The 13,381-nt window shown below is 43.5% G+C and carries 12 protein-coding genes; 4 read left to right on the top strand and 8 right to left on the bottom strand.

The window, feature by feature from the left end; translation table 11 throughout:
- The first annotated feature begins 60 nt into the window (after window positions 1–60).
- Together fmt and rsmB are read left to right on the top strand one after the other, a co-directional pair.
- The gene (gene fmt, locus B3D47_RS03820) at window positions 61–1,023 is read left to right on the top strand and encodes a methionyl-tRNA formyltransferase (RefSeq protein ID WP_048882623.1); all 963 of its coding nucleotides are present in this window, start codon (window positions 61–63) and stop codon (window positions 1,021–1,023) included.
- Window positions 1,020–2,324 (top strand): 16S rRNA (cytosine(967)-C(5))-methyltransferase RsmB, encoded by a 1,305-nt coding sequence (gene rsmB / locus B3D47_RS03815; RefSeq protein WP_286860005.1) that lies wholly within the window; start codon window positions 1,020–1,022, stop codon window positions 2,322–2,324. The genes fmt and rsmB overlap by 4 nt, the downstream gene beginning before the upstream one ends.
- Before the next feature lie 51 nt (window positions 2,325–2,375).
- On the opposite strand, the gene zupT is transcribed toward rsmB, so the two are convergent.
- From zupT to B3D47_RS03795, 4 genes are all read right to left on the bottom strand, one after another.
- A complete protein-coding gene (gene zupT / locus B3D47_RS03810) occupies window positions 2,376–3,191 on the bottom strand; it encodes a zinc transporter ZupT (protein WP_286860004.1) in 816 nt (271 codons plus the stop codon).
- A gap of 83 nt (window positions 3,192–3,274) precedes the next feature.
- The gene (locus B3D47_RS03805; RefSeq protein ID WP_004780392.1) at window positions 3,275–3,385 is read right to left on the bottom strand and encodes a methionine/alanine import family NSS transporter small subunit; all 111 of its coding nucleotides are present in this window, start codon (window positions 3,383–3,385) and stop codon (window positions 3,275–3,277) included.
- Between the two features lie 10 nt (window positions 3,386–3,395).
- A complete protein-coding gene (locus tag B3D47_RS03800; protein ID WP_286860002.1) occupies window positions 3,396–4,871 on the bottom strand; it encodes a sodium-dependent transporter in 1,476 nt (491 codons plus the stop codon).
- A 477-nt stretch (window positions 4,872–5,348) separates the two neighbouring features.
- Window positions 5,349–6,791: an aldehyde dehydrogenase family protein gene (locus B3D47_RS03795; protein ID WP_048882626.1), complete on the bottom strand. Its 1,443-nt coding sequence runs from the start codon at window positions 6,789–6,791 to the stop codon at window positions 5,349–5,351.
- A gap of 303 nt (window positions 6,792–7,094) precedes the next feature.
- Between B3D47_RS03795 and B3D47_RS03790 the strand changes: the two genes are divergently transcribed.
- Window positions 7,095–7,787: a TIGR04219 family outer membrane beta-barrel protein gene (locus B3D47_RS03790; RefSeq protein WP_286859999.1), complete on the top strand. Its 693-nt coding sequence runs from the start codon at window positions 7,095–7,097 to the stop codon at window positions 7,785–7,787.
- A 374-nt stretch (window positions 7,788–8,161) separates the two neighbouring features.
- Window positions 8,162–8,722, top strand: a complete 561-nt coding sequence (locus B3D47_RS03785) for a type 1 glutamine amidotransferase domain-containing protein (protein WP_286859997.1) — start codon at window positions 8,162–8,164, stop codon at window positions 8,720–8,722.
- Between the two features lie 58 nt (window positions 8,723–8,780).
- Here the strand turns inward: B3D47_RS03785 and B3D47_RS03780 are convergent, their stop codons facing one another.
- From B3D47_RS03780 to B3D47_RS03765, 4 genes are all read right to left on the bottom strand, one after another.
- On the bottom strand, window positions 8,781–9,110 hold the full coding sequence (locus B3D47_RS03780) for an ankyrin repeat domain-containing protein (RefSeq protein WP_004895922.1): 330 nt from the start codon (window positions 9,108–9,110) through the stop codon (window positions 8,781–8,783).
- An 87-nt stretch (window positions 9,111–9,197) separates the two neighbouring features.
- Window positions 9,198–9,653: a DUF4145 domain-containing protein gene (locus B3D47_RS03775; RefSeq protein WP_286859995.1), complete on the bottom strand. Its 456-nt coding sequence runs from the start codon at window positions 9,651–9,653 to the stop codon at window positions 9,198–9,200.
- A 242-nt stretch (window positions 9,654–9,895) separates the two neighbouring features.
- On the bottom strand, window positions 9,896–11,245 hold the full coding sequence (locus tag B3D47_RS03770; RefSeq protein WP_286859993.1) for an aromatic acid/H+ symport family MFS transporter: 1,350 nt from the start codon (window positions 11,243–11,245) through the stop codon (window positions 9,896–9,898).
- A gap of 353 nt (window positions 11,246–11,598) precedes the next feature.
- Window positions 11,599–12,957, bottom strand: coding sequence for an MFS transporter (locus tag B3D47_RS03765; RefSeq protein ID WP_108675703.1), 1,359 nt, complete (start codon window positions 12,955–12,957; stop codon window positions 11,599–11,601).
- Window positions 12,958–13,381: the final 424 nt, after the last annotated feature.

The raw sequence follows: 13,381 nt of genomic DNA, 5'->3' as shown, positions 1-13,381 counted from the left end.
ATTAGGCTGCGAATTGCCTTATGCCTTATAATGCCTTTAAGTTTATTTGGAATTTCATCCGTGAAAATCATTTTTGCAGGCACACCAGAATTTGCAGCCACTGCATTGGCTGCGCTGCTAAAGACCGACCATGAGATTGTGGCGGTGTATACCCAGCCAGACCGTAAAGCAGGTCGCGGTCAAAAACTCACTGCATCTGCGGTTAAACAGCTGGCACTGGAACACAATATTCCGGTTTATCAACCGCTACACTTTAAATCTTCAACAGACGAAGGTCTGGCAGCTCAAGCTGAGTTAAAAGCCTTAAATGCGGATGTCATGGTTGTGGCAGCCTATGGTCTGATCCTGCCGCAAGTGGTTTTAGATACGCCGAAATATGGCTGTCTGAATATTCACGGTTCATTACTGCCGCGCTGGCGTGGTGCCGCACCGATCCAGCGTGCCATCGCAACGGGTGATGCCGAGACTGGTGTGACCATTATGAAAATGGCGGCTGGTCTGGATACTGGCGACATGATGTATAAAACCATCTGCCCGATTGAGCCACAAGACACCTCTGCTTCTTTGCATGACAAGCTGGCTCAGCAAGGTGCTGAAGCAACAGTCAAAGTGCTGGAATCAGAAGAATCTCTACAGCACTATCTTGATCACCGCGAAGTGCAGGATGAAGCGCTTACGGTTTATGCACATAAATTGTCCAAGGCAGAAGCTAAAATTGATTGGACTCAGGATGCGGTCACGATTGACCGCAATATCCGTGCATTTAATCCATGGCCAGTGGCTTTTACACCTATTGATGAAACAAATAATCTGCGTGTTTGGGGTTCTTTGTTATCTCATGAAAATGCGGAAGGCAAGGCCCCTGGAACTATCCTCGCGCTAGATAAACATGGCGTACATGTGGCTTGTGGTGATCAAAAAGCTATTTGCCTGACCTCACTGCAGTGGCCGGGCGGTAAAGCGCTGAATCCGGTTCAAATCAATCAAACCCAAAAATTACATGTAGGACAAATACTGGCATGAGTCATTACGAAGCCGGCACATCGCACCTGAACTTACGTGCCCAGGTGATTCGCACCCTGCTCGCGGTACAGCAAGGGCAATCACTTGCCAGTGTTTTGCCACAACATCTAGGCAAAGTGGCAGAGCGTGACCGTGCCCTGTTCCATGAACTGGTTCTTGGGACACTGCGTCAGTGGTATGTGTTGAAAAGCGTGACCCTGCCACTCTTGGTGAAACCAATTAACAATGATACGGTCGAAACCTGCCTTTATGTCGGTCTATATCAGTTGCTGGAAACCCGGATTGCGCCGCATGCCGCAATTTCCGAGACCGTAACGGCGGTTAAACAGCTCGGCTATCAGGCTTTAAGTGGTGTAGTGAATGCCATCCTGCGTCGTGTTTCACGTGAAACACCTGAATTCCAGGCAGCATTAAAACAGGCGCATGGTTTGCCAAGCTGGTTATATAAACGCTTAAAGAAAGACTGGCCTGAACAGCTGCTGGAACTTAGCACTGAACTGAAACAGGTGGCTCCTCTGACCTTACGCGTCAATGAACGTCAAGTGAGCCGTGATGAGTATTTAGAAATTCTGGAAGAGCATGATATTGCTGCGCATGCCTGCAGTATTTCTGAAGTGGGTATCGTGCTGGATGAAAGTGTCCATGTACCGCACCTGCCCGGCTTCGATGTCGGTGGCTTCTCGGTACAGGATGAGCATGCCCAGCTCTGCGCCACTTTACTGCCCAACCTGAATAATAAATATATCGTCGATGCCTGCGCAGCACCGGGTGGCAAGACCGCACATATCCTGGAAAAATACAGTCCTAAAAAGCTGATTGCACTGGATCAGGATGCCAAACGTCTGCTGCGCGTCCAGGAAAACCTGGAACGTCTGCTACTTGAAGGTGAGCATGTACAAATCGTTACTGCTGATGCGATCAGCTGGCAGGCGGCTGAGCAGCCGGACTGTATCGTACTGGATGCGCCGTGTTCAGCGATTGGCGTGATGCGTCGTCATCCGGATATTCGCCTGCTGCGTCAATCCACTGATATCGCCCAGACGGTGGAATTGCAAAAACAGATTCTGGAAAATATGTGGCAGCAGCTGAAAGTTGGCGGTACTTTGCTTTATATCACCTGTTCGATTCTAAAAGCAGAAAATGAACAGCAGATGGTCGAGTTCTTTACTACCCATGCGGATGCTAAAGAAATCAAGATCGAAGCGAATTGGGGTATTGAGCAGATTCATGGTCGTCAGCTGTTACCGAAAGCGGGTCAAGGCGATGGTTTCTTCTATTGCCGAATCGAAAAAACAGCTTAAATAGTTGTTTGAAGAAAAAGGCAGCTTCGGCTGCCTTTTTTTATTCTGGATTTATTGGAGAAATTTGAAAATTACCAGACTGCTGGCAAGGGCCGCCATCCCGCTGATCAGGCCATAAACCGTTTCGTGACCTTTGGAATAACGCTTGGCGGTTGGCAACATTTCATCCAGTGCCAGATAGACCATCACGCCACCGATCAGACCGAAAATGATGCCATAGATGGTGGTATTCAGATACGGTGCCAGAATGAAGTAGCCCAATGCGGCTCCCAAAGGTTCCGCCAGACCAGAAACCAAACTGGCGAGCAATGCATAGGATTGTCGATGTGTCGCCATATATACCGGTAAAGCAATCGCTACACCTTCCGGGATATTGTGAATCGCAATCGCTACCGCTAACGGCGCACCCAGCATCGGGCTTTCCAGCGTTGCAAAAAAGGTCGCCATGCCTTCCGGCAAATTATGTGCAGTAATGGCAAATAACGTGAGCAAGCCGGTACGCAGCAACTGTTCCTGTCCTAGGTCCTGGGTATTATTTTTTTCCAGGGTCTCATGCGGATTGGGGACCAAATGATCCAGTAACAGCACCAAGACTGCACCCAGTAATAAGGTCAAGGTTCCCCAGGCATACCCCATTTTCGCGCCATACGCCACGCTAAAAGAATCAATGGATTTGGTCAGAATCTCAGTAAGAGACACATAAATCATCGCTCCAGCAGCAAAGGCCAGACCGAAGGACATGACACGCAGGTTGGGCTTTTTTAAAAATAACACCAGTCCCCCACCCACCAGGGTAGCCAGACCTGCCAAAAATGTCACTGCAAAAGCGGTATAGACTTGTGCATCGGTAACGGGAGCAATTCCCATAAGTCTGCCCATTAAAAAAGTCATTATCACCAAAGATGATAATGACTTTCATTTACAGCAACAATGTGTTTATGTGAAGATTTTTAGTCTTCTGGTTCTTCTGGATTTTTTGCCAGATGCATGACAGCCAGTGCCAGACCACCCCATAATAAAACCATGGAGAAAATCATCATAATCAATGCAGATGTATTCATATTCGTTCTCCTAACTATGACGATCTTTAACTAGACTGAACAGAATGGCACCCAGAATAAAGAATGCAATCGTGCCCCCACCAATTATCCATAGCGTACTTGCAGGATAATCACCATAACCTTCTGCCATGATTGATTTTAGGGTTAAACCCAATGCTGATAATAAAGATAACGGCGTGATTACAGTCAGCATGAATTTCCAGCTGCCACCCAGTTTCAGACTGGCAAACTCGTTCACATGTGTTTCTAGCTGTTTCATCAATGGACGACGGAACCAGGACAATAAAATAATCGAGAACAGTCCACCACCCACAATACCAATGTTGTTAGCGAAGTAGTCAATGATATCGACCAAGGTAATGGCACTATGAGTCGAGAACATCAAGGTGGATACAACTGCTGAACCACCCGCAATAATCGTCACTGACTTGTTCTTTGACCAGCCCAGCTTGTCCTGGAATGCCGCAATTGGCACCTGCAGGATACTTACCATGGAAGTAATACCCGCCACTGTTAATGACGCAAAGAATAGGAAGCCGAACAGGTCACCGCCTGCACCTAAACTGGAAATGATTTTCGGGAAAGCAATAAAGGCCAGACCGATACCACCAGATACTACATCTTCAACCTTTGCACCTGAGCTGAATGCCATGAAACCAAGTGCTGCAAAGACACCAATACCCGCCAAAATTTCAAAAGACGAGTTCGCCAATGCCACCACGATACCTGAACCGGTCAGGTTGGTTTTACGTTTCAAGTAAGACGCATAGGTCAACATAATCCCGAAACCCACCGAAAGTGAGAAGAAGATGTGGCCAAAAGCTGCCAGCCAGACTTTATAATTGGTCATGGCTTCCCAGTTTGGAGTAAAGAAGGCATTTAAGCCATCGACTGCACCAGGTAAACGTACTGCCTGAATCACCAGGATCGTGAATAAAATCACCAGCAATGGCATAAAGATTTTATTCGCCAGTTCTACCCCACGGCGTACTCCACCGTAAAGGATCAGCATCACCGCTGCCCAAACGACTACCAGACCAAAAAACAGTACCGGAACAAAACCGAAGGTCAGGCCTTCACCATTTTGCAGATAGGTATTGAAGAAGAAGCCTTGAGTATCGGTTCCCCACTGTTGTCCGAAGGAATAGAACATATAACTGCCAGCCCAGGACAATACGCTGGCATAATAAATCCCGATGATCAGGGTCACCATCACCTGCCACCAACCCAGAGATTCTGCATTCATGAGTTTTTTATAGGCCATCGGTGGTGCTTTGCGGAACTTGTGTCCAACTGCATAATCTAAAAACAATAATGGCAAACCTGCTGCGAAAATCGCAATCAGATAAGGAATCAGGAATGCGCCTCCGCCATTTTCATAGGCAACGTATGGAAAGCGCCAAATATTCCCTAACCCTACTGCAGAGCCAATCGCTGCAATAATAAATCCTGATCGTGCCGACCAATTCTCTCGAGTATCTGTCATAGAACACCTAAACCTTAGGTCTCTTTAGATGCTGCTTATTGTGGTTATCGCGCGAGCAAAAAAAGTACCAATAAAAATAATTCTGGGTGCTTCAATTGGAGCTTTGCCTTGTGAGCTTCAGCTTCTAAATCAGCCAACGGTCTAGCATGTCAAATCCTGGATAAAGCATCTTGCCCACACTGTCCGTGTATATGGATTTAACAATACTGAGTTTTAAGTATGATTTGTGTAAATTCTGCTCCTAATATTAATTTTTTATAATATATCTTGTTCAACCGCTCAATATTTCTCCAGGCTTAGCTTGATTTATTAAGTTATAAGTGAATTAACTTTTAGGAATATATTGTTTTTTTAAGTATATCTTGATGAGTTATAAAAATTATTCCTGTTCTCTTCTTATTGAATAGCTGAACTTTAAAAACTCAGATCATGAGCAAATGTGCGCATGATCTGAACACTTAAAATTTAAATCATTATTCAGGCTTTAATCACCAGTATTCGTTCTTCCTGCATGTCACGAATTGCAGACTGGATGCCTTCACGCCCTAATCCCGAATCCTTTACACCACCATACGGCATATTATCAACACGGAAGGATGGAATGTCGTTGATGATCACGCCACCGACATGCAACTGGTTCCAGGCATACATCATCTTGTTCAGGTTCTGGGTATAGACACCCGCCTGCAAACCAAAACGACTGCTGTTGATGCATTCAATCCCGGCCTCAAAATCGCTGTATTTTTCCAAGATTGCCATTGGACCAAACACTTCATCTTTATACACTTCTAGCCCATGATCGACATCTTCCAGTAAGGTTGGCTCAAACATCACGCCATCCAGCTTGCCGCCACTGAGCACTTTAGCGCCTTTCTTCACGGCTTTATCCAGCCATTTTTTTAAACGCTGGGCTTCAGCCTCCTTAATCATTGGGCCGACCAGGGTGGTGTCCAAATCAGGATCCGCTGGTTTGAGCTTTTTCAGTTTGGTTACCAGTTTTTTCTTCACCTCAGCGTAGATATCTTGATGCACCAAAATACGCTGCACGCTAATGCAGACCTGTCCGGCATGACCAAAAGCACCACCGATCAGGCGATCAATAAAGCTATCCGTGATTTCAGTATCAGGCTCGATCATTACCGCGGCATTACCACCCAGTTCCAGCGTGACTTTCTTGCGCCCTGCCCGCGCTTTCATATCCCAACCGACCACATCAGAACCGGTAAAGCTGAGCATTTTGAAACGGTCATCTGTCACCAGTACATCCGCCAGTTCACGTGGACAGGGCAGTATCGAGAACGCATTTGGTGGTAAATCAGTCTCTGCCAGAATCTCAGCAATCTTTAAGGCAGACACCGGTGTCAGGCTGGCAGGTTTTAAGACAAAGGGACAGCCCGCTGCAATTGCAGGCGCAATCTTATGAGCGGTCAGATTCAGCGGAAAATTAAAAGGACTGATCAGGGAGACGGCGCCAATCGGAACCTGTTTCACAAAACCCTGATAGCCCGATGCAGCTGCTGTAACTGCCAATGGCATCATGCGGCCTGAATCAACCTGAGTCACGGCATCGGCAGCAATCTGGAAAGTATTGATCAGACGTTCCACTTCAGCTGCGGCAGCTTTACGTGGCTTACCCCCCTCAGCAATCAGAATCTCGGTCAACTGACCGCGAATCTCATTAAAGCGCTTCACACAGTGCAACAGGATTTTCTGTTTTTGATAAGGCTCCAGAGCCGCCATTTCCGCTTCGGCTTTGACTGCTGCTTTAATGGCTTTTTCCAGAATTTTGGCATCTGCCAGTGACACACGTGCGCAAACCTTATGCGTATATTTATCCTGAACCTCCAGCCATTCTGAGGTTTCCACTGCCTTACCTGCAACATAAAGCGGATAGTCGATTACTGCTCGGGGTTTAGTCATGTCATGTCCTTTCAGGGTCACGCAATATTTCGATATATTTGATTATATGCTCAAGATCCAGTGACATGCGTTTTTAAAATGTAGACCTTGATTGAAATGGCTGAAAAGCCTGCTCTGCAATTGTTCTAGATCTAGCAAAATAAAACTGAACAATTAAGCTTAATCTGGCTGGATGGTTCCCCTACTTGCTGCCATATACATTTTGAAAATTACCTATATGATGCAGCTAGCCAGAAATACTAAAAATATGGATTTAGATCATAAAACTGCTCAATTTGAATCAAGCACAAGGAAATTCAACCTATGCACGCAAGAATCATCAATACTTTATTATGCGGACTGACGCTGAGTAGCGTCAGCCATGCCGATATCATTGGTCTGAAAGCAGATGCCAGCTACTGGAATTTTGACGGATATAGCCAGTCTGACAATGCCAGTAAACATGATCTGGACCGTCAAGGTACGGCACAGCTGTCTGTAGCTTTGGAACATCCAGTACCGTTGTTGCCAAATGCGAAAATCAAATATGTAAATCTCGACAGCAACAGCGAGCAAAGCACTGTACTCAATGCTTCAGATATCGAGCTGAACAATATTGACTATATTCTGTATTACGAATTGCTGGATACAGTTGTACATGCGGATGTTGGTGTCGGCTTAACAAACTTAGATGGTACGGTGAAAAACCTGAACGCCGGTGCTCTAACCCAGTATGATCTGGATGAATACAGTCCTCTGCTCTACGCAACAGCAGGAGTTAAACTGCCCTTCACTGGGATGAGCGCCAAAGCTGAAGCTGTTTACAGCCATGGCAGCGACACTAAAAAGACCGATGTACAAGCTGAACTTCAGTACGACTTTATTGATAATCTGGCGGTAGACCTTGGTGCCAAACTGGGTTATCGCATCATGAAAATTGATGCCGAGCAAAATAATGTGCCAGATCTTCAGCTGGAATTTAAAGGTCCTTATATCGGCTTAGATATATACTTTTAATGAAAAGAATGACTTACAGAATACTACTTAGATCCTGTAAGCCCAGGCGTACAACATAAGCTGTTATCTGCGTCTTTCAAGCTACATTAAGCTGCAGTATCTTAAACCCATAGAGAGCAGGATGCTCCGAAACATAAAAACAAAAATAAGCAGATGCACCAGGACGTGAGGTACGACAGGAGTTATACCTAAATCACGAAATACGGAAAAAGCCCCGATAGGATATCGGGGCTTTTTCCATCTATTGTTTTTCTCTGTTGTTCTATCAGGCTTTTCTTCTATAAATGCTTACAGTCCTCGGCTAAAAAAGCAACATTTCTAAAAATGCCTTATTGCTAAGCTAAAGACCCCTGCAGATATTGAGATTTACAATCATGGTCAAGAAAGTTCTGATTATTACCTCGAACGAAGGCATTGAACACGATGAATTAGTCCAGCCCCTGGATTTCTTGCAGTCACATGGTTTTGTGGTGATTCATGCTGCAGAAAAAAATGAAGACGTCCACACCATGGAAGCCGACAGCAAGCCAAGTGCACAATACACACCTGATACAACCATGCATGAAGTCAGTGTAGAAGATTATGATCTGCTGGTGATTCCTGGCGGAACAGTGAATGCGGATAAATTACGTATTAATGAAGATGCTCAACGCATCATCCAGTACTTTGCCGATAACCAGAAACCGATTGCAGCGATCTGCCATGGTCCATGGGCACTGATTGATGCGGGTTGCGTCAAAGATAAAAACCTGACTTCTTATAAGAGTATCAAGCTGGATCTAGAGAATGCCGGTGCAAAATGGGTCGATGAAGAAGTACATCGTTGCAATACCAATGGCTGGGTGCTGATTACTTCACGTAATCCGGATGATTTACCCGCTTTTAATACTGCAATTGTGGAAGAACTCGAAGCGGATATGGATATTATTCCGTAATCCTAAACTGTTCTCAAAAAGAAACCCCAACTTGTGGGGTTTCTTTTTCTATTCTTTCTTATTTAGGAATACTGCCTTTCAGGCTTTTTAAATATTCTACGACATCTTTATTGCCTGCCATTTCAGCCAGTTCTAAAGCGGTATAGGTACTGCGATGATCAACATCTGCACCTTTACTCACCAGTAACTTCACTACTTCAAGATGATCATTTTCGGCAGCAGCCTGTAATGCGCTATAGCCTTCTTCATCGGCGGAGTTAACGTTTAAACCTTCTTGTAAGCCCTGCTCTACCTGTTCAACATCACCTAAGGAAGCCCAGTACACCAGTTCAGGAAGATGCAGTTCTTCATCATCTTCAGGGATTGGGGAGAATGAATTAATAGTCATAATTGTGTTACCTAAAATTTTTTTAATTATGAAATGGTTGATTTTATCCAGTCAACATCAGAAAGTTCATCATATATAAATCTTTGGTTAATTGCTTTTGAATTTTTTTAATAGTTCTTCACTTCCTGATAACACTGACAAAGCCATATCAATCATTAATTTTTTCCCTGATTGTATGTTATCGATATCTATATCTATATCTATATCTATATCTTCCAAATTAGCATCAGTGAAATCTGGATTGATTACTATTTCAAAGTTAATGATCCACCAATTTTCAATTTTATGAATTAATTCATAAGCACATAGAAAGTTTTTCATCAGATCTTTTATTTCACCATTAAAAACGATATCGCTCATTTCATGTGCTAAATAATTTCTATAATTTTTTAAAGCCTCTATATTTTCTTTATCTACTTCATTAATGACTTCATGTTCTATTAACCAAGAAATTGACGCGTATAGATGATTTTTATGTCTTGATAAAACTTTTGATCTATATTCTTCTTCTCCTTCTAAATCCCTAGCTCCAATTAAGGTCATAATATAAAAATCTTTGAGTCAATTGATAATTGAATCTTTCAACATTTCATAGATAGTTATATACATCTAAATATTAATTAGTCGATCTTTAAATACTTCAGGGTTTAAAAAGCTTTCCCATTGTTCTCGATAATCCATTTTTTATAACTCTTAAACTCATGATTTTTTAATCTAAATTGCTTTAGATTATCAGTAAATAAAAAAAGCCCCCTTTCGGAGGCTTCTTATTTCAAACTTAAGGTTTAAGCTTTTGCAGCAACTGTCTCTGCTGAACCAATCTTGTTAGCCTCATTTTCATGCATGATCAATGCAACCGCAATCGCTGTAATCAGTACCGGTAAACCGACTGCCATAAAGTTGAAGTGTGCAGGCAGGTTCATACCCAGTAAGCCACCAATCAGGATTGGGCCTACAATTGCACCCATACGACCAATCGCAGAAGACCAGCCAATACCTGTAGAACGTACTGCCAGTGGGTAGTACTGCGCTACATAGCTGTATAGCAACATTTGTGAACCGATTGACGCTGCACCAGCCAGGAACACCAGGATATAAAGTAAGAACTGGTTAGACGCAAAGCCCATTGAGCTCATCACAATCGCACCCATAATACCCAGGAACATCAGTACTGGTTTCAGGTGGAAACGGTCAGCCAGAATACCACCGCCGACGATACCAACCACTGCACCTACGTTCATGACCATCATGAACATCAGGCTGTTATCCATTGAGTAGCCCGCAGCCATCATTAGTTTTGGCAACCAGCTGCTAAGTGCATACATCGTCAGCAAGCAAGTGAAGAATGCCACCCAGAACAATAATGTATTAACTGCACGACCGCGGCGGAACAGGCTAACCACGTTCGCAGCTTCAGGTACGTTTTCCTGAGGTAAAGTGAATACTGTATTTTCAGTTACTTTTAAATCTAGTGCCATACGACGCACAATCTCTCGTGCTTCCGCTTGGCGGTTCTGTTTCACCATAAATGAGATAGATTCAGGTAAGAATTTCCAGATCACAGGTAATAAGAACAGTGGAATTCCCGCGATAAAGAACATGATCTGCCAACCAAAATCTGGAGTAAACCATGAGCCAAGCAGAGCAGCCATGACACCCCCTACGGCATAGCCACTGAACATTGTGGTTACTAAGGTACTACGCATCTTTTGTGGCGCATATTCAGAAGTCAGTGCTACCAGGTTTGGCATTACACCACCAATGCCTAAACCAGCAAGGAAACGTAAAATACCAAATTCAGTCGGGTTAGACGCAAAGCCGCCCGCGAAAGTTAAACCACTAAACAGCACGATACAGATCATGATAACTTTTTTACGGCCAATCTTGTCTGCCAGCGAACCAAAAATCATGGCACCAAACATCATGCCTGCAAGTGCTGTACTGGCCAGCATACCTGCTTGTACTGCGCTTAAGCCCCAATCTTGCATTAAGAGTGGCAGCGTCACACCATTAATTGCTAAATCGTAGCCATCAAATAAGATAATGAGTAAACACCAAGCAACTACATTGAAGTGAAAAGGCGTAAATTTCGCATTATCGACTACAGAATTAACGTCTATTTTTTCCGTTGTCATCGTTCTCATCTCCCATGAGTACTTGTCCATAAATCCTGCTGACTATTACGACAAAACAGTCAGTTCGAGCGAATATACTGAAGCGGATTTCGCGTTACAATAAGACCATAGTTAAGGTAAATTAAAGCTTTAGAGATATATTTTTATGTGATTATTCACGTTATTATTAATATTTAAATGCTTGTTTTATATATTTAAAATATATTTTTAAGTGGGTCTTTTAGTAATTTTTCTAAGCAAGAAATATATTTTGATTTCTAGTAAAAATTATGAATTTAAACGTTGAAACCCCTTATTTGAAGGGGTTTCAACGTTTTTAAAGATTAAAAATGAATATAAGAACCAGTGGGTCATTAAGCCTTGACAGTTTTAAGCTTCGGCTCTGCCACTGGATCTGCATTTACAACGCGGTCTTTACGCACAATCAGTGATACGGCAATGGCTACAATCACCACTGGTAGGCCAACAGCCATAAAGTTCAACTGATGTGGTAATTCCATACCCAGCAGCATCCCGATCAGGATTGGACCAACAATTGCCCCACTACGCCCTACCGCTGAAGCCCAACCAATACCGGTTGAACGAACAGTTAATGGATAGTATTGCGCCACATAGCTATAAAGCAGAATCTGACCACCAATCGCTGAAGCACCTGCCACGGCAACCAGGAAGTAAATCACAGGTTGAGGAGATTTAAAGCCTAGTAGCGATAATGCCACTGCACCTGACAAACATAGAGTGATAATCACAGGTTTTAAGTGGAATTTGTCTGCCAGGATACCGCCGCCTACGGTACCAATGACCGCACCAATATTCATTGCCAGCAGGAACATTAAACTGTTACCTAACGAATAGCCTGCCGCCATCATCAGTTTCGGTAACCAGCTGCCTAAGGCATACAGTGTCAGTAAACACATAAAGAAGGCTAACCAGAATAACAGTGTGCTTGCGGTACGCCCCTGCTTAAACAGGCTGCTCACAAAAGCAGGTTCAGCAATTTTAATCTCGCTTAAAGCCAATTGAGTCTGGTCATTTAAACTGAGCTGATCATCTAAACGCTGCATCATTTGACGAGCATTATCATGCTTCTGCGCTTTCACCAAGAATGTCAAAGATTCTGGCAGGAATTTCCAGATTAGAGGCAATAACAGTAAAGGCACACCTGCGATAAAGAACATGATTTGCCAACCAAAATTAGGAGTAAACCATGCACCTAATAAAGCAGCCATTACACCACCCACCGCATAACCACTGAACATGGTAGTGACCAAAGTGGCACGTAAGCGTGCTGGTGCATATTCAGAAGTTAAAGCCACCAGGTTCGGCATTACACCGCCAATGCCTAAACCAGCAAGGAAACGTAAAATACCAAATTCTGTCGGGTTAGACGCAAAGCCACCTGCAAAGGTAAAACCGCTAAACAGCACCACACAGATCATGATAACTTTCTTACGGCCAATCTTGTCTGCCAGCGTACCAAACATCATCGCGCCAAACATCATGCCTGCAAGTGCTGTACTCGCCAGCATACCTGCCTGTACTGCACTTAAAGACCACTCCTGCATTAACAGCGGTAAAGCCACGCCATTAATTGCCAGGTCATAGCCATCAAATAAAATAATCAGCAAACACCAGAACACGACATTAAAGTGAAATGGAGTAAATTTGGCCTTATCAATGACTTCATTCACATTGACTGTATTCATTGTCACGTCTCACCTCCTGTGAGTTTTCAATTTCATTGTTTTAAACTGCGACACATGACATTTAACTCTTTAATCTTATTTTTATTGATTTATCCCGCCATGCTTTCGCAACAGCCCTAGTTGAGCACGCCGAGCTTTGCTCAAATACTATACAAAGGTCGCAAAATAGCGTGGAAAGTTAGACCCTGTGGTCCAATTTTTAATTAATTTAATAGCAGACTAGGAAAGACAATTACATGAATATTCAAGTTTTAGAAGATAGAAGATCCATATTTAATATGGCTTGAAGATGAATTTGGGGACATATCCGCTCCTTAGACCGGTTCAGTATACGCCTCTCAAGTTTATTTTTATGTGATATTTCAGTCGAAATGACATATAAATAACATTTATTTGATTAAATCCTTCCCATAAAAAAACACCCCCTGTC

The organism is Acinetobacter sp. UBA3461, assembly GCF_002381195.1.
Taxonomy (GTDB): Bacteria; Pseudomonadota; Gammaproteobacteria; order Pseudomonadales; family Moraxellaceae; genus Acinetobacter; species Acinetobacter schindleri.
Note: the sequence above shows the minus strand (reverse complement) of the source record. Positions and strands in the feature narration are given on the sequence as shown.